Below are 17,069 nucleotides of genomic sequence, written 5' to 3' on the forward strand. Positions count from 1 at the left end.
TTTTCTTGCAGCAAAGCGTCCCGATAACTAGCGGGATTGTTTCTTTAACGCACCATAATGATTTCAAAGAATAAACAGCAACATAGCTAGTTTTTCCCTGATTTATTCTAAATTTTGGTATAAGAAAGTATCGAAAAAAACCGTCAACAAATCACTCCTAAGTGAATTGATACCTGTGAAATTCCGGGTATTTGATTGTAAACCTTAAACTTCAGAAGAAAAAATGCGTAATTTTTGCTTCTGGGCTAAAAAAAATAGGGAAGGGGCTAATCGTCCCCGTCCCGTTTATATTTGTTTTACAAAGTCTAGAAAAACCTCCTTATGACGTTCCAAATCTAAATTTGGCGATAGTGATACACGGGCAATGTAATCTTTGTCAGCTTCCTTGGTGGTTCCCTGGGTAGAAGTGGCAGGAATAGTCCAGTAACATCCATTTAATTGCCCATAACTCACACAATATTTGCTTTCGTTGGGAATTTCCTGAATCATCATATTAATCAGTTTTAGGTTTAATGCTCTTTTATAAGCTTCCCTTTCTTCAGCAGTATCTCCTTTCGTGGGAAGGTCTAATGAGAAAACCGATGGGGTAAATCCTTGGTTTGCCAATTGTTCAGAAACAAAATTTATTTTAGCTTCCGGTAAATTCTCCTGGATAAAACTCACAAATTCACGCGTATTTTTATAGGCATCTTTAATCCGCTGGTTCATGGTAGGCAATTGTTCTGCTAATATTTCCATCTGAAGATTTGTTGCTTTATTATCACAAAGTACAAGGTGCTCTTCTACTTTATCCAATAAATTGGCAGCTTTATTATTGGCTACACAGTAACCGGCAGTACATCTTCCGCCACTGGGAAATTTAGATCCGCTTACGTATGAAATGCTGCTAATTGCGGAGAGTATTCCATCACTGGCCAGAAATTGTACGTTGGGACAAAACGTTTGGTCTAAAATAAAAACGGGCTCAATAGCCACTTTGTCCGTTGAGGTCTTACGTTTTTCCTGTAGTACATCTCTTAAGTCTTTCAGGTTTGGAACTTCAACCCTGGGATTTGTAGGAATCTCTGCAATAATATAGGGGACAGCATCTTCCCGGGCAACTTTCTCTAAAACGGTATCGATGCTTTGCACCATATCGTTATCACCATCTACGGGCATATCCAGCACTTCAACTCGATCAAGACAAGCGGCAACCCGTCTAACCTGGTCGTTTGTCCCACCATAACAATTGGGAGGAACAATAAATTTAATTTCTTTTCCTTTATGTTTTTCTAAAGCTTCGTGAACGAGGCCCATCATAATCGCATACTGCATGGAAAGTCCGCAGGAAGCCACCAATACTTTTGAACTTGTACCGGTAATTTCATTTATGGAATTGGTAACCTGATTTTTTTTGGTGCCAATTTCGGTTTCTTTACTTTTAGCTGAAGATTTGCCCACGAGTAGCTTTAACGCAGCAAGACAATTGGCGGGGGTCATAGCAATAGTTTCCCTTCTTCTTACGTGTTGAATTTCTGAAACATAAGCATTATCCTGCTTTCCATCCATTACTAAAACACTACCCAGGTCTGACTGTAAATTGATGAAAAAATCGATATTTGAGGAAAGGTTCACTTCTGAAACTTGAGCATCCTGAGAGATAAAAACCGTACTACCATCAAACGACGAAATTTCCTCTACTGTTTTCACCTTTTTCAAATCAAATGAATAGCCATAAACCTCACGCAATGTTTCCACATCAAAAAATTCGGGCAGTTTATCTGTATAAAGGATTCGGGTATTTTTTTGGTCTAATAGGTTTTTTCTAAGAATGGCCAAAACCGGAATTGTTTTTGACTGAAAAGCAATTACATTTTCAGGATCCAGGTCATTAGATTTTGCTATCGCCCATTCCAGAATACAGGATAATGGGTGTCCCAGGCGAATATAATCGTAGGCCGTGGGTAACTTTTGCAACGCAAAGGTTTCTGCGATATTTTCACGATATAAATTTTCAAAATGTTCTAAAAATTGAGTTTTCGCCAATTCTTCATCATAAATATCCAATCGGTGCGTGGTGAGTTTTAACCAATCGGTAGGCATATTTGCAATTACTTCACTAATATAATTCAGCATTTTATCGTCTTTCATAAGTATCAGTTTAGATAGGCCGATAATATACATGAAATCCACTTTTTAAAAACCTTGGAAGAGCTTTTATTCTAATGTTTTTCAGTATAAAGCTATCTGGAATTAAGAAAACTTGCGCTTACTTGCTATTAAGACATAAGATCACAGAATGCGTTAAGATACCCATTGTGTTTTTCTTAGTATCCTGGAGTCTTAGTAGTCTTTTTTTAACGTTTATCCTGAGGTTTTATGGTCACTTTTAAATCTAATCATCACTATTTAGTGTTGAGCTAATTTTAATTTGAAATGCATTAACCTCAACAGTGAGAAGTCACTAATTTTGTTAGCTTCTAAGTTTTTAAATGCTTAGCTTTTGAAAATTTAGAGGACAGGTTTAATCGCGGGGCGATAGCCAAAGGTTTAATTCCCTTGGGGCTTGCCTCGAAATAAAAGAACTTTCTTCGTAAGGATACCTCGTACCCTTTGATCGAGGTTGTTGATTAGTCAATTTTTAAACGAGTTCAATAAATAGTATTCCAATCATGGCCCACAACGCGCAAAAAGAATCTATGTTAACTGCTTTTCATGATTTTATCATAAAAGAAAATCACCCATGTATAATGGCGCAAACCGTTTTCAAAATGGATAGCGTAGATTTTCACTCCTATTCCAATTTTGGTTCAGAAGAAACCGGAAAACTAATCATGAGGGATTTAAAAGTATATCTTAAGAATTATGATTTTACTTCGAATGATTTTTTTACGTTTATCGCAGCTTTTGAGAATGAAGAGAAGTTTTCTGAGAAAGAATTTGAAAAAATGCTTTGGCAGCAACTTCAGCATTTACACAACTTAGATGAAGAAGCCTGGGACCCAAGCGTAAGTGACGATGTAAATGATGATTCGTTTAGTTTTAGTCTTTATAACCGGGCATTTTATATTGTAGGACTTCACCCAAATAGTTCCAGGCTTGCGAGACAAAGCCCTTTCCCAGCAATAGTTTTTAATTTGCACTGGCAGTTTGAAAAATTACGGGAGATGGGAAGTTATGAAACTGTTCGTGATCGCATTCGGGACCGGGATGAAGCTTTGCAAGGATCTGTAAACCCCATGATGCAAGATTTTGGTGCCGGGAGTGAAGCTAAACAATACAGTGGTAGAAAAGTAGGCAAAGATTGGAAATGTCCTTTTCATAAATATTAGCAGTTCTTGAATATTTAAATTTTTTAGAACATTTTCTATAGCAGAATTTCTTATTTAATTTCCCGTTCTACAGCATCGATAAAGCTTCTTCGTTTTTCGGTAAGCTCATCTGATGTAGCTTTTGGCCAGGCTGCGAATTGAGCGATTACAAGATCTTTATGCGGATTGATATAAATCATCTGGCCAAAAATCCCAACCGCAGCATAACTTCCGTCTTTAAAACGCCACCATAAATAGCCATAGCCACTTCCATTATCATCCGTTTCATATAAAAGTGAAGTAGCATTTTCTAAATATTCTTCGGAAAAAAGACTGGTATCTTCGTGCTTTCCATTTTTTAACATGACGGTTCCAAGACGTGCATAATCTCTTAAACTCGCCGAGAGGCCACTTCCACCAATATTCAGATTACTGCATTCATCGGCAAGCCAATACGCACAATTTTCCATGCCCCATGGCTGCCAAATTTTTTCTGAAAGGTATTCTGAAAGGGATTTGCCGGTTGCCTTTTGAATTAAGATTCCAACCAAATCGGTTTCTCCCGTACTGTAATTCCAGTGAGTACCCGGTTGATGTTCAAATTTTAAAGCTTTCATATAGGTTAAAATATGAGATTCATTCCCTTCGCAAGGATGCTGGTACATTTGCGCGACATCGGCGTCTGGATCTGTGTAATCTTCGTTCCAGGCAATTCCGGAAGTCATGGTGAGCAATTGTCGAACGCTTACTTTTCCGTAGTCATACCCTTTAAAGGCTTCAATGTACTTTTCTAAAGGATCGTCCAGGCTTTCAATAGCGCCTTCTTTTAAAGCTATGCCCAGTAGCATAGAGGAAACCGATTTCGCCATGGAAAAGGAAGTCCAAAGCGTTTCCTTATCCACCCCGTCTGCATATTTCTCCAATTTAATCTCATCGCTTTGCAACACAATTACCCCACCAATATGGTTTTCTTTCATATAAGAATTTAGCGTGGTCTTATCCTGCCACTGCGGAGTGATATTTTCTCTTTCTTTTAATGGATAAACCCGGGAACCGGTGGGAACGTGAATACTCGGGAAGATATTTTGCATTATAGGAAAGCGACGCTCTTTTTCTTCTTGCGACCAAAAAAGCAAGCTTTCAAGTTTCTGTCCCATGGTTTCGCCCTGTATCGCTGCTCTTTCTTCAAGATCTAATCGCGCTTCTAAACTTTGGCAATCCTGTGCATGAATGCTGAAGCTTACCAGCGTTAAAAATAGAAAGCAAAGGAAGTATTTTTTTATCAACATAGTACTTTAAAATTTTGATGTCTGCCGCGCAAATATAGCAAACTCTACAGCCTAAATAAAAGTGGGTTTTTTTCAAAATGGCATTTCTCAGTCACTCGGCTCTCTTCATTTTAAAGGAGAGGATGAAATCAGCTTTGCTGAAGAGGGGGAGGTATTTATTAAAAGAATAATATATTGCAAACCAGTAATGTCCTAATTAATATTAGCACACAATTTATCTTTAAACTTTCTAATATTATTTATTCTTTTTTGCATTGCCCAAAAAAGAAACAAAAAAGTCTAGGCTTACGAAACTTTATCTAAATTTATCGTTCAATCCCTAAATTTTAGGAACTCGCTAATAACCTTTAGTATAAATTTGAAAAATTCGTTTGGCTCAAACAGCCTAAAATTTTACGGAATTTTCACTTCAAATTTTACGATAAATTTTCGATAGGCCGAAGAAATCGTCCTACTAAAAATTATCCCAATCATTTTAAAAAGCTAACGAAACCCAATTAAAATAGGTTCTTACAAAATATCACCGAAAACGTTTAGGACGCTATTGATTGCAAATCAAAACATTAAAGCTTACGTTGATGACCGCACTTCGATAAACTTAATAAATGTCTGTAAAAATCATATTGAAACGAGGTGTGTTGAGAGCTTCGACAAGCTTGATTTTTCTCGTAATTTTAAGAAACAAATGATAATAAGATATTTAGCTATTCTTTAATCATGAAATTTAATCCAGGCCTAATTTCGCATTTGTCCTGGTAATCGCTTTTTCATTCTTTTGATCAATCCAATCCTGACCTTTCCACTTGCGCATCATGGTATCAAAATGACGCATCACCATAATATTATAAACGGCTTTTCCCAGGTTTTTAGGATTACGAGCAATAGCGCGAAGGCTCATAGAAAAGCCGGGGGTTAAGTAGCGCATATAATGCCAGTATCCTTCTGGCATATATAAAACATTGCCATGTTCTAAATGAGTTTTAAAACCTTTAGCTTGTTTTAGTGCTGGCCATTTTTTGTAATCTGGGTTTGCAAAATCTATATCCTCCCGTGTTATTAAAGAGTGCGGGATTTTGTAGAGGTAATCATTCTGCTTTTGGTCAAACAAAATAACCTCCTTTTTTCCGTGGAAATGAAAATGAAATATATTGGCTAGATCTATGTCATAATGCATAAAGGTATAACTATCTTCCCCGCCAAAAAACAGCATAGGTAAGCCTTTCATTAATTTTATACCAAAATCTGGATAAGAATAATCTTCCTGAAGTTGCGGTACTTCCTTTAAAATATTCCAAAGAAAAATACGATATTTGGTAGGTTCTCTTTTTAGCAAAGCAATATATTCGCTCATTTTCATCGTGGCGTGTGCCTCGTTAAAACCATCTTCGTGGCTCACAGGCCTATTATCGTACAAAGGGACTTCTTTATCTCCGGCAACTTTTGCCATATAGTCAAGGTCCCACTTCTTAAAAGCCGGCCAATCTTCAACAAACCGCTCAATGACCACCGGTTTTTGAGGTTTAAAATAATTTTTGATAAAATCTTCCTTACTTATGGTTTTTACCCGATCTATTTGTTGTAGTTGCATAGTGTCTTAAAAACTACAAAATTACAAAACATTTAAGCTGCGGCTTGTTAAATGAAACCTAAGTAATTTACATAAGTCCTGACGTGCAAGCAGGATGAAATTTTAAAATCAGTTTAGAATACAGCAAAAGATTAATGAAGAATTAATTGGATGGGGCCTGGTGTAGTAACGATGTTTTCAATGAACGTTTAATTGAATTTGTCCACAGAAGAAGTCTAAATGGCTTTAACTTTTAATTAAAGAGCAGTTCCTAATAATACAATCCGTTTTGTTTTATTGTAGCAATGGCTTGTTGTTCGTGTTTTTCTAAAGCTGCTAATTCTGTCTTTTTTAACCCGCTATCTACACCTTTAAATTCCATCTCATAATTGGCGAGAATCTCATTAAATATCAATTTTACTCGTTCTACGTGAAATTTGGAAGTAATTATTGTGAGTTTTACTTGCCCTAAGTTAGATAAAATAGCCTTGATCTTTACGGCATCATCCACGGTGTTTTTAGACAAAGCTATTTCGGTGAAATCTTGTTCTGATAGTCCTTTATGGATAAGATATTCCTTGCAATATTCTGCGTGGGGTTTTTCGGCGGTGTTAAATTGTGGCCCCCAACCGCCGGTGCATAAAATTAATTGACCTTTTTTAAATATGGCTTTGCAGTAATCCAGACGGGTTTTGGAAATAGTGCTCAATGCTCCCTCCGGACTGTTGGGAGCTCCCAGGGTAATCAGGATATGTGATTTCATTAGTTAGTTTTTATTAATCTCAATTTATTTTGATGCTAAAAGCCACGATACTAAAAATAAGATCGTGGCTTTAGTTTTTCAAGAAATATGTGTAAAACTTACTTCACTTTTACATCGGTAAAAAACAATTCAAAATCACCATCTGGCGATTTATGTGATTTTGATATTTTTAAACCTTTATAGTCTTCAAAATCTTCCCAGGTAGTCGGCATTTCACGATTACCATCGGCCGATTTGTAAATCCATTCCTGTAACAGCAAGTCATCCTCATAGTAAATTACATAAGTATCACCGGGGGTATAACCACCGTTATCACCGTAAGAAACTTCCAAATAATTCATTTCTTTTTTGCTAATAGGTGCATTTCCCATTTTCTCTTCAGAAATATTTGCGTCACTCCAAACCATTTGAAATGGGAATAAAAGCCAGTAAGAATCGTTCACAAATTTTTGATCCATCTTTTTTTCTTCTTCATTCAAATTGTTTTTTCTCGTATAAGTGCGACTAATATCGCCTTCGGTTAACCTTATTTCATCAGTTTGTGGCTTCCATGTCCAGGAGCGGCTGGTGCGCAAGGAATCATCAGATTTTACATTAAATGTAAATTGAATCTCCTTTACATTTTTAAAATTGTTAAGTCCATGAGCCTCGGCGATTTGCTGCTCAATTTTTTTAGAGGCATTGGCTCCATCTAAATCCATGCCCTCTGCTTTTTTATTGTTTTTGCAGCTTAAAAGACCAATGCTTAAAAAACTGAGAAGTAATAATTTTTTCATTTTCTATTTTCTTTAGTTTTACGTACTGTAATTGTTCGATAACTTCTAGAAAACCCGGTCCTAATTACCGAACAATGCTGTTTAAATATACAAAACTCTTATTTAAAATAGTATTTATCTTTTTAGCAAAAACAACAAAACCTTTGAATTTGCTTCAAAGGTTTTGTTCTTCATCAATTTTTTAAGATTACAATCTTCTGCCGGTTAATAATTTATAAATTATTAGAATAACCGCTATCACAATTAGGATGTGGATAATACTACCCAAATCTGGAAATGCAAAGTATCCTACAAGCCATCCAATAATTAATAATACTACGATAAGCCATACTAAATCTCTCATTTTGATTGGTTTTTTTAGTAGCTAAACGCTACTTTGGTTAATGTTGATTAGTGTTAATGAATAATCTATTTCGAAACGAATTTAGATATTAAGGTAAAATACAAAAAACAATTTAACGAGTGTTTAACGCAGATGTTAAAATTTATGAGGGTTGTTTGTGATTTTTCGAGCTTGTAATTTACAATAGCTGTTTTTTAAAGGTAGGCTAGAAAAACTGAAGTGTTCATGATATTTTAATAAAATGAATAGAACTCTTCTAAAATCTTTAAGTCAGCTAAAATCAGTGAGGTTTTGTTCATTTATAGACTTTTTTATTAGTTAAAGCTCGTTTTAGAAGAATTAAAAACGAAAATAGACGTAAATAGATGATTTTTTAGTCAATGGAAAATCTTTAAACCAGTTATAGTTAGTTTATTCTTCAATACGTCTTTAAATGCATTTTTCAGAATTAATCTTTTACTTAAAAAAGGATTTTATTTCCTGCCCGGGACGCGCATAATGGAAACGGTCTAAAAGTTTTGGCAAAGCATAACCGTCCAGGCCATTAATTGCCACTGTTTCTGCATCGTCCAATCGCAACCATCCATCTGTAGCCTGGATGCCTTCGTCAAAATAAATGTGTTTAATAGCGCCAATAATTAAAACGGTATTATTCTCTTTAATTGCATATTCATTGACATATTCACACCCTAATTTGATGTTAGATTGGGTTACATAAGGCGCAAAAAAGTCATCCAGATATTCTTCTTTCAAACCGGTATGCTGAAATTCAGAAATATCCTCTTCATATTTTGCGGCTGTTTGGTGTGCATTTTCAATCATATCCTTTTGAATGTGGTTAACCGTAAAATAGTTATTTTCTTTAATATTTTTATACGTATTTCTGGAAACATCCTGGGTGGGGCGGGTAACAAAACCCAATAAAGCGGGGTTGCTACCTAAATGGGTAACCGAACTAAAAACCGCCACATTTATCCCAGATTTTTCAGATTTTGTAGCAATAAGGTTAGCAGATTTATATCCCGTAACGCTATTTATTAAGTTTAAACGATAGACCTTCTCCATCCTTTCAATTTCTTTAGCGGTAATATGTTTCATAAAAAATAAGTTTAAAATAAAGTCGTTAGAAAAAGTTTCTGTGATCGAGGTTAAGAAGCCTGTGCTAATTCTTATTATTTTGAAATAGTCTAAGCACCTAATTTTTTAAAAGTTTTGCAACTAATTAATGTGAATCCGAAATCAAGGTTTACCTACAATTAACTGATAATCAATTTTTTTAAAAACATCATGCAAAGCTCGCCAGGCTGTTCGCATAGGGGTTTAAAGACTTAAAGCAGTGATATTTAAAACTATACGTTTTTTTATTGTGTTATCTGCGTGAAAATATGTTCTGAAATTCAGTGAATTATCATAGCTGATACATCACAAGGATTTAAGTTTTTACCTCTAATCCTGATTTTCTAATTTATTGATCCGCATTTCATACTCCTCCATGGCTTCCCGCACGGAATCTACATTATCTGAAGATTTTTGGTGCGCAGCATTCATAGTCTTTTCCAACTCCTTATCGGGATGTTCAAATAAGTCGGTGATTACGTGGTTTATTTTATCGAGAATGCTTTCCTGGCTGTTTTTAATATCCTCTAATTTGTTTAAGGTAGCTCGCATTTGATCAATTTTAGCCTGATCCATTTTATTATGTTTTAGAATTAATAAATTAATTTAGGTTATTCTTTACACATCTAAAGTGCAATTAACCCTGATTTAAGGACTTTTAAATTAATTTTAGGAACTGGTTAAGTAATTATGATCCAGGCCAGGCTATTATCTAATATATTTTCCTGACCAATTTGAAAGAGAGTAAAGTCAATAGAATTAAGTATTTTCGTAGCTAAAAATATTCTTTCCTTTTATGCAAACACCAAAGAAAATTGCCGTTGTAGGCTCTGGCCTGGTAGGATCCTTACTGGCTATTTATTTAAGAAAGGCCGGTCACGAGGTTGAGGTTTTTGATCGCCGGCCAGATGTGAGAAAGGTTAAGTTTTCAGGAAGGTCTATCAATTTAGCGATGTCTAACCGGGGGTGGAAAAGCTTGCGGGCAGTTGGTATTGAAGAGGAGATAAAAAAACTGGCCCTTCCTTTAGATAAAAGGGCATTGCACGTGGCTGATAAGCCTTTATATTTTCAGAAATACGGGAAAGAAGAAGAAGCTATTTATTCGATTTCCCGTGGTGTACTCAACAGGAAAATGATTGATCTTGCTGAGGAATCAGGTGCTGAATTTAGATTTGAGGAAAAAGTTTGGGACATCAATCTTTCCGAAGCAAAATTATATACCGGCGAGAGCGAAAAAGGGGAGTGGAAGGAATATGAATTCGATCTTATTTTTGGTACCGATGGTGCCTTTTCCCGGGTGCGCCATAAGATGCAGAGACAAAGCCGCTTTAATTATTCCCAGCATTTTATAGACGTAGGTTACAAAGAGCTGCGTATTGCCGCCAATGCAGATGGAAGCCATAAGCTGGATAAAGGTTCTTTTCATATATGGCCCCGGGGCGAATTTATGCTAATAGCCATGCCAAATTTAGACGGCAGCTTTACCTGTACTTTATTTATGCCTTTTGAAGGAGAAATTTCTTTTGAAAGCATTAAAACCGAAACTCAGGCTACCGCTTTTTTTGAAGAACATTTCCCCGATATTAATTTAGAAATCGAAAACCTAAAACGTGATTTCTTTAAAAACCCTACAAGCTCCATGGTTACTATTAAATGCTTTCCCTGGTCATATTGGGAGAAAGTGACCCTGGTGGGGGATTCTGCCCACGCCGTGGTGCCTTTTTACGGGCAGGGAATGAACGCCGGTTTTGAAGATATTTTAGTGCTCTATCAAAAGATGGAAAAATACGGTGATGATTGGGAACAAATTTTTAAGGAATATCAAAATGACCGGAAACCAAATGCTGATGCCATAGCAGAATTGAGCTATCGTAATTTTATAGAAATGAGCAGCAAAACAGCCGATCCTGATTTTTTACTTCGGAAGAAAATTGAAAAAAACTTTGCCGATAAGCATCCCGATGCCTGGGTGCCGCTGTATTCCCGGGTTACCTTTTCAGATAAATCTTATGCTGAAGCATTAGCTATAGGGGACTATCAACGTAAAATAATGGATAAGGTGATGCAGCTTCCAGCTATAGAAGAACGGTGGGATTCTAAAGAAGTAGAGCGTACTATTTTAGATTTATTGGCAAAGGAAGTTAAAACCTCGTAGAGAGATTTGCAATTACGGTATTATTTAATCTTTTTTTGAGTTCCGGGCATTCAGGAATCTTGTTCTTTTAATCGTAGATCTTTATTCAAGCTCTGCCATTTCCGGTTCAAGATCCAGGCTTTCATAAACCTGTCTCATGGTTTCCCGGTCTTCGGTAAGTACCACTAACATATCGTGAGCTTCAATTTCAGTATTCCCATTGGGGGTTAGAAACTCTTCATTTCGGGAAATCATGGCGATAATTGCTTTCCTGGGAAATTCAAGCTGTACAATACGTTTTCCTACGGAGTGATTATGCTCGGGAATATCAATTTCTCTTAAGACAGACTTTGCGCCTTCAGCCATAAAAATATCTACCGGAGATTTTTGTTTTGCCCGCATTGGTAGCGCTACATTTAACCATTTAGCTACTACCGAAAGCGTTGTCCCCTGAATTAATACAGAGGTGAGGGAGACAAAAAATACGATGTTAAAAATCATATCGGCTTTCTCTATCCCAGCCAGTAATGGATAGGTAGCAAATACTATAGGTACAGCACCTCTTAATCCTACCCAGCTCACATACCAACGGCGTCGCATCTTCATTTTAAAGAAACTCAAGCTAAGGAATACACCCAATGGTCGTGCGATAAAAATAAGGAAAAATGAGATTAGGATTCCCACGCCAATCACGGGAACAATATGTGAGGGATAAACCAAAAGGCCAAGGGTAAGGAATAGCACAATTTGCATCAACCAGGCCAATCCGTCAAACATCCGCATAATGGTTTTCTTGTGGATAATATTGTGGTTTCCCAGATATACACCACTTAAGTAAACAGCCAAAAATCCGTTTCCGCCCAGGGCATCGGTAGCAGAAAAAACAATAAACATGAGAGCGATCGCGAGGACGGGATAAAGTCCTTCAAAATCTAAGGTAATTTTATTGATAATAATTTTACTTAGTTTTCCGAAGAGAAATCCCAGAGCAACCCCAATTAGAATCTGTTGTAGAAAAAGCGGGATGATACTATAAATACTTTGATCCTGATTAACTACCAATCCCAAAAACGCAATAGTTAAAAAATAGGCCATAGGGTCGTTACTACCACTCTCCAGCTCTAAAGTGGGTCTTAGATTGGTTTTTAAAGCCAGGTTTTTAGATCGTAAAATAGAAAAAACAGCGGCGGCATCTGTAGAAGATACAATGGCGCCCAGCAACAGCCCTTCATAAATACTAAAATCTGTAATATACCAAACAAATACCCCAAGACTTACCGCGGTAAACAATACGCCTAGAGTAGAAAGCGAGATTCCCTGCCACATTACCGGTTTAATGGTTTTCCAACTGGTGTCCAGCCCTCCAGAGAAGAGAATAAAATTTAAGGATACAATCCCTATGAATTGGGCTAGTTTGGGGTCATTAAAGTAAATTCCTGCAATACCTTCAGACCCGGAAAGAATACCTACTGCTAAGAAAAGTACCAGGGTTGGTACGCCAAAGCGATAGGAGGTTTTCCCGGCAAGAATGCTCACAAATAATAAAATAGAACCAATTAAAAGAATATTCTCTATAGTAATGTTCATCTTATTTGTTTTGTGAGGCAAAAATAAACATTCGGCTCTTTTAGAGAGTCGAATGCGTAATTAAAAAATTGTTTTTATTGAATAAAGCTTAATGGGCTTCCTTTTTTAGGATATCTGGAAACTTATCTTTAAACCTGTTTAACCGTGGGATAGAAACTTTTTGAATATAGGGATTGTTGAGATTGTTCTTTTCATAGTTTTGGTGATAAGCTTCGGCTTTCCAAAATTTCTGAAAGGGTAGAATCTCAGCCGCTAGTGGCTTTTTATAATTTTTTGCAACATCCTTTTTAACTTTCTCTATGGTTTGTTTTTGTTGTTCATTTTGAAAAAAGATAAGTGAGCGATACTGTGAGCCAATATCGGGTCCCTGGCCATTCACCTGGGTAGGGTCTTGTGAACCGTAATAAACTTCTACGAGCGTTTCGAAACTCACAACATTAGGGTTGTAAATTACTTCAACCGCTTCGGCATGTCCTGTTTTACCGGTATTACTTTTTTCATAAGTTGGGTTTTTGGTGTGCCCCCCGGCATAACCGGAAACTACTTCTTTCACACCTTCTACACTTTCATAAATGGCTTCAACACACCAAAAACATCCGCTGGCAAAATAGGCTTTTTCAAATCCATCTTCCGCTTCTACTTCAACCGGATCGGCATTGGCAATTTCTGGTTTGGTGACTGTTTTTTGTTGTGCATTGTTTCCGCAGGAAATTAGTAGAAATATAAATGTGGGTATAAAAAAATGTTTCATGTGTTTATAATTTTAATCCCAATGTGGGAATTTGTCACAGGCGTATAACTATCTCCCTGTATTTTGCTAATTTTTTGCATCCAGCACCATGCCGGTTTCAGCTGCTTTTGTTTAAAATAAGAGTAGAACCTTATAATTAGGTAATATTCTTTTTCTTTTTATGGCTTATTTTTGAAAAGCCAACTCTAAAAGCTTTGTAAAAGCTGTATTTAGTAAGAAATAAAGTTAAAGCTTAAATCTTTTAAAAATGTGAAAAGCTTGTTAATCAATATAGATAAAAAAAGCCTCTAAAATGGAAGCTTTTTTGATGCAATATATTTACAAGGAATTATGAGAAAAATTTCTGCATTTTTTCTTGTTCTTCTTTTGCCAGCTCTTCGTCAACCAGGATTCGGCCACTGTGCTCATCTGTAATGATTTTTTTGCGTCCCGCAATTTCCATAATCACCTGCGGCGGAATTGTAAAATAAGATCCTCCAGATGCACCACGCTCTACCGGTACAATGGCTAGTCCGTTTTTTACATTATTCCGAATTCTTTTATAGGCTTTTATAAGACGCTCTTCGATATTTTTCTCAAAATCTTCAGACTTCTTGATCAACGATTTTTCCTCTTTTTCCGTTTCAGCAAGGATATCGTTTAATTCACTTTTTTTATGCTCCAGGTGTGTTTTACGTTCTTCCAGGCGTTCTTTGGTTTGCTCGATCACCTGATTCTTTTGTTCTATTTGAGCACGATATTCCCTAATGTGTTTTTCGGCAAGTTCGATTTCCAATTCCTGAAATTCCACTTCTTTGCTTAAAGCGTTAAACTCACGATTGTTACGAACATTTTTTTGCTGCTCAGAATACTTTTTCATGGTCGCTTTAGACTCATCAATAAGATTCTTCTTGCTTTTAATATCGTTTTCAATGACCTCAATATCGGCATCTAATTTTTCCAAACGCTTGTTCAATCCAGCTACCTCGTCTTCTAAATCTTCAACTTCCAGTGGAAGCTCGCCGCGTACGTTCCTAATTTCATCAATTCTGGAATCTACCAGCTGAAGATCGTACAACGCTCTTAACTTCTCTTCTACAGTAACATCGTTCTTTTTTGCCATAGTTATATATACTTGATTGGATTGGTGTTTGTATCTGCTAAAATAAGTGCAAAATTACTAATTTTTTTTGTAAGATAAGAATGTAATAAATCTTTTGTGAATTGCTCACTTTCATAGTGGCCAATATCTGCCAGTAATAGGTCTTTATCCCCTTTATAAAAGTCGTGGTATTTAAGGTCTGCCGTGAGATACACATCGGCTCCGGCGGCTTTTGCGTTATTTATTGCAAAACTGCCACTACCTCCCAGTACCGCAACTTTTTTGATAGTTTTTTCTCTAAATTCAGAATGCCTTATACAGCCACAATTAAAAGTAGATTTTATGCGCTGCAAAAAATCCTTTTCATCTTCGGCATTTTCCAGTTCACCAATCATTCCCATGCCCAATTGCTGATTTTTATTTTCCAGGGCTGTGATTTCATAAGCTACTTCCTCATAAGGATGCGATTCAAAAAGCCTTCTTATAATTTTAGGTTCTAAATGTGCAGGGAAAGTCAGACCAATTTGAGTTTCTTCTTCAAGATGCACCTCCCCACGGTTGCCAATTACGGGATTGGCGGCCTCATTGGGCTTAAAACTACCCTCACCTTGTAGGTTAAAACTACAATGATCATAATTCCCAATACTACCGCCACCAGCTTCAAAAAGCGCTTTTCTTACCTCATCGGCCTGTTTATTTGGAACAAATGTGGTTAACTTTTTTATGCTATCTTTCCGCGGAATCAGGATCTTGCGATTTGTTAAGCCAATTTTTTCAGAAATCATATCGTTCACTCCTTTGTATTGATTGTCTAAAGCGGTGTGAATGGCGTAAATTGCAATATCGTGCTTAATGGCTTTTAGAATTGTTCTTTCCACATAATCCCTTCCCGTTAATTTTTTTAAGCCTGAAAATATGATTGGATGAAAACTAATAATAAGGTTGCAATTTTTTTCAATGGCTTCTTCTACCACACTTTCTAAAGTGTCTAAAGTGATAAGAGCGCCGTTTACTTTGGCTCTTTTATCGCCTACCAGAAGCCCCACATTGTCAAAACTTTCGGCATAGGCCGGTGGTGCGAAATCTTCTATAATATCAATTACTTCTTTTATAAGCATTTTGTTTTCGTTTTTTACTGAAACAATAGATTTTTTACCCGATTATCGAGACTATTCCCGATTCTATAGCTATGGGGATGTATCAAAACTAAAATATCTTTCTATATTATCCATCAGAGGCTTGCCCTGAGGTAGTTTTTACTAAATTCGTAGTATCTATTTTTACTAAATTCAATTGTTTTCGGCTTGGTCCGGTTAACTTCAAATATAATTATTATAGCCAGTTCTGTATGAAGATTTTAAGAAAATTGCTCTTTCCTTTTGCCTTACTATATGGGTTGATCATGTGGATTAGAAATTTCTTTTATAACTCCGGAATTTTAAAATCCCGGGCTTATACCTTACCGGTAATTTGTGTGGGAAACTTAAATGCTGGGGGAACCGGAAAATCTCCAATGATAGAATACTTGCTGAAGTTTTTGCTACCAAAATTTAGAGTAGCCAGTCTTAGCCGCGGTTATAAGCGCAGTACAAAAGGTTATCATTTACTAAGTGGTGAGGAAACCGCCGGGGAGGTGGGGGATGAGCCTTTGCAATTTAAGCGAAAATTTAATCGGGCGATCGTTGCAGTGGAGGCGGATAGACAAAATGGAATATTTCAACTAAAAAATCAAAATCCGGAGGTTATTCTTTTAGATGACGCTTTTCAGCATAGAAAAGTAGAGGCAGGGCTTAATATTTTACTTACGGCTTATGGCGATCTCTATGTCGATGACTTTATGCTGCCCACCGGCAATTTAAGAGAGCCTACCGCTGGGGCAGAACGCGCTAAGATTATTATTGTGACTAAATGTCCGCCGAAGTTGATAAAACCTGAAATGGAGCGCATACGTCATAAATTAGAGCTTCGGAATTATCAAAAATTGTTCTTCAGTTTTATTGATTATTCAGATAGCGTAATTTCAAAAGAAAAAACCCTGAAATTGGAGCAATTAAAGGCTAAACAGGTTACATTAGTTACCGGAATTGCCAATCCCAAACCCCTAACTTTATTTTTAGAAAAGAAAGCTATTGGGTTTAAACATTTAAAATATAAGGATCACCATAATTTTTCGGCTTCAGAAATCGCTCATTTACAGGAAAAAGAATTTGTTTTAACGACAGAGAAAGATTACGTACGGCTGGTAGATCATTTTGAGCGTGAACAATTATATTACCTACCGGTTCAGTCTGCTTTTTTGGCAAATGAAAAAGAATTTCAACAGGAAATTTTGGATTTTATGCATAAAAAATGAGGTGCGTTTACACCTCATT

15 protein-coding genes are annotated in these 17,069 nt (G+C 36.5%); 3 read left to right on the top strand and 12 right to left on the bottom strand.

Features of this window, described 5'->3' with window-relative positions:
- Positions 1-285: 285 nt before the first annotated feature.
- Positions 286-2,130 carry a PLP-dependent aminotransferase family protein gene (locus tag BUA71_RS01070; protein WP_072876833.1) on the bottom strand — a complete coding sequence of 615 codons (1,845 nt, stop codon included), beginning with the start codon at positions 2,128-2,130 and terminating at the stop codon, positions 286-288.
- 521 nt (positions 2,131-2,651) lie between these two features.
- On the opposite strand from BUA71_RS01070, the gene gntA reads away from it, so the two are divergent.
- Positions 2,652-3,311 carry a guanitoxin biosynthesis heme-dependent pre-guanitoxin N-hydroxylase GntA gene (gene gntA, locus BUA71_RS01075; protein WP_072875866.1) on the top strand — a complete coding sequence of 220 codons (660 nt, stop codon included), beginning with the start codon at positions 2,652-2,654 and terminating at the stop codon, positions 3,309-3,311.
- Between the two features lie 50 nt (positions 3,312-3,361).
- On the opposite strand, the gene BUA71_RS01080 is transcribed toward gntA, so the two are convergent.
- The 7 genes from BUA71_RS01080 to BUA71_RS01105 form a co-directional block, all read right to left on the bottom strand.
- Positions 3,362-4,579: a serine hydrolase domain-containing protein gene (locus tag BUA71_RS01080; protein ID WP_072875867.1), complete on the bottom strand. Its 1,218-nt coding sequence runs from the start codon at positions 4,577-4,579 to the stop codon at positions 3,362-3,364.
- Positions 4,580-5,303: 724 nt separating this feature from the next.
- Positions 5,304-6,167: a cupin-like domain-containing protein gene (locus BUA71_RS01085; RefSeq protein ID WP_072875868.1), complete on the bottom strand. Its 864-nt coding sequence runs from the start codon at positions 6,165-6,167 to the stop codon at positions 5,304-5,306.
- A 250-nt stretch (positions 6,168-6,417) separates the two neighbouring features.
- Entirely contained in the window at positions 6,418-6,909 is a 492-nt protein-coding gene (locus BUA71_RS01090) for a YdcF family protein (protein ID WP_083572011.1), read from the bottom strand.
- A gap of 98 nt (positions 6,910-7,007) precedes the next feature.
- Positions 7,008-7,685 (bottom strand): hypothetical protein, encoded by a 678-nt coding sequence (locus tag BUA71_RS01095; RefSeq protein ID WP_072875870.1) that lies wholly within the window; start codon positions 7,683-7,685, stop codon positions 7,008-7,010.
- Between the two features lie 187 nt (positions 7,686-7,872).
- Entirely contained in the window at positions 7,873-8,028 is a 156-nt protein-coding gene (locus BUA71_RS17455) for a lmo0937 family membrane protein (RefSeq protein ID WP_139277046.1), read from the bottom strand.
- 456 nt (positions 8,029-8,484) lie between these two features.
- Complete coding sequence (locus tag BUA71_RS01100; protein WP_072875872.1) at positions 8,485-9,126, bottom strand: flavin reductase family protein; 642 nt, start codon at positions 9,124-9,126, stop codon at positions 8,485-8,487.
- Positions 9,127-9,474: 348 nt separating this feature from the next.
- The gene (locus BUA71_RS01105; RefSeq protein ID WP_072875874.1) at positions 9,475-9,720 is read right to left on the bottom strand and encodes a hypothetical protein; all 246 of its coding nucleotides are present in this window, start codon (positions 9,718-9,720) and stop codon (positions 9,475-9,477) included.
- Positions 9,721-9,940: 220 nt separating this feature from the next.
- Between BUA71_RS01105 and BUA71_RS01110 the strand changes: the two genes are divergently transcribed.
- Entirely contained in the window at positions 9,941-11,299 is a 1,359-nt protein-coding gene (locus BUA71_RS01110) for an FAD-dependent oxidoreductase (protein WP_072875876.1), read from the top strand.
- 81 nt (positions 11,300-11,380) lie between these two features.
- Here the strand turns inward: BUA71_RS01110 and BUA71_RS01115 are convergent, their stop codons facing one another.
- The 4 genes from BUA71_RS01115 to BUA71_RS01130 all read right to left on the bottom strand — a co-directional run bounded on the left by BUA71_RS01115 (position 11,381) and on the right by BUA71_RS01130 (position 15,815).
- Positions 11,381-12,865 (bottom strand): potassium/proton antiporter, encoded by a 1,485-nt coding sequence (locus tag BUA71_RS01115; RefSeq protein WP_072875878.1) that lies wholly within the window; start codon positions 12,863-12,865, stop codon positions 11,381-11,383.
- A gap of 88 nt (positions 12,866-12,953) precedes the next feature.
- Positions 12,954-13,616 (bottom strand): peptide-methionine (S)-S-oxide reductase MsrA, encoded by a 663-nt coding sequence (msrA, locus tag BUA71_RS01120; protein WP_072875880.1) that lies wholly within the window; start codon positions 13,614-13,616, stop codon positions 12,954-12,956.
- A 328-nt stretch (positions 13,617-13,944) separates the two neighbouring features.
- Positions 13,945-14,718, bottom strand: a complete 774-nt coding sequence (locus tag BUA71_RS01125) for a zinc ribbon domain-containing protein (protein WP_072875882.1) — start codon at positions 14,716-14,718, stop codon at positions 13,945-13,947.
- Between the two features lie 2 nt (positions 14,719-14,720).
- Entirely contained in the window at positions 14,721-15,815 is a 1,095-nt protein-coding gene (locus BUA71_RS01130) for a Nif3-like dinuclear metal center hexameric protein (RefSeq protein WP_072875884.1), read from the bottom strand.
- A 230-nt stretch (positions 15,816-16,045) separates the two neighbouring features.
- On the opposite strand from BUA71_RS01130, the gene lpxK reads away from it, so the two are divergent.
- Positions 16,046-17,050 (top strand): tetraacyldisaccharide 4'-kinase, encoded by a 1,005-nt coding sequence (gene lpxK / locus BUA71_RS01135; RefSeq protein ID WP_072875891.1) that lies wholly within the window; start codon positions 16,046-16,048, stop codon positions 17,048-17,050.
- The last annotated feature ends 19 nt before the right edge of the window (positions 17,051-17,069 follow it).

It is taken from the genome of Salegentibacter echinorum (assembly GCF_900129445.1).
In the GTDB taxonomy this organism is placed as follows: domain Bacteria; phylum Bacteroidota; class Bacteroidia; order Flavobacteriales; family Flavobacteriaceae; genus Salegentibacter; species Salegentibacter echinorum.

Coding starts and splice junctions, on each gene's coding strand:
- BUA71_RS01095 (WP_072875870.1), bottom strand. CDS start 7,685: ATGAAAAAATTATTACTTCTCAGTTTTTTAAGCATTGGTCTTTTAAGC.
- BUA71_RS01080 (WP_072875867.1), bottom strand. CDS start 4,579: ATGTTGATAAAAAAATACTTCCTTTGCTTTCTATTTTTAACGCTGGTA.
- BUA71_RS17455 (WP_139277046.1), bottom strand. CDS start 8,028: ATGAGAGATTTAGTATGGCTTATCGTAGTATTATTAATTATTGGATGG.
- gntA (WP_072875866.1), top strand. CDS start 2,652: ATGGCCCACAACGCGCAAAAAGAATCTATGTTAACTGCTTTTCATGAT.
- BUA71_RS01100 (WP_072875872.1), bottom strand. CDS start 9,126: ATGAAACATATTACCGCTAAAGAAATTGAAAGGATGGAGAAGGTCTAT.
- msrA (WP_072875880.1), bottom strand. CDS start 13,616: ATGAAACATTTTTTTATACCCACATTTATATTTCTACTAATTTCCTGC.
- BUA71_RS01090 (WP_083572011.1), bottom strand. CDS start 6,909: ATGAAATCACATATCCTGATTACCCTGGGAGCTCCCAACAGTCCGGAG.
- BUA71_RS01105 (WP_072875874.1), bottom strand. CDS start 9,720: ATGGATCAGGCTAAAATTGATCAAATGCGAGCTACCTTAAACAAATTA.
- BUA71_RS01125 (WP_072875882.1), bottom strand. CDS start 14,718: ATGGCAAAAAAGAACGATGTTACTGTAGAAGAGAAGTTAAGAGCGTTG.
- BUA71_RS01115 (WP_072875878.1), bottom strand. CDS start 12,865: ATGAACATTACTATAGAGAATATTCTTTTAATTGGTTCTATTTTATTA.
- BUA71_RS01070 (WP_072876833.1), bottom strand. CDS start 2,130: ATGAAAGACGATAAAATGCTGAATTATATTAGTGAAGTAATTGCAAAT.
- BUA71_RS01110 (WP_072875876.1), top strand. CDS start 9,941: ATGCAAACACCAAAGAAAATTGCCGTTGTAGGCTCTGGCCTGGTAGGA.
- BUA71_RS01085 (WP_072875868.1), bottom strand. CDS start 6,167: ATGCAACTACAACAAATAGATCGGGTAAAAACCATAAGTAAGGAAGAT.
- lpxK (WP_072875891.1), top strand. CDS start 16,046: ATGAAGATTTTAAGAAAATTGCTCTTTCCTTTTGCCTTACTATATGGG.
- BUA71_RS01130 (WP_072875884.1), bottom strand. CDS start 15,815: ATGCTTATAAAAGAAGTAATTGATATTATAGAAGATTTCGCACCACCG.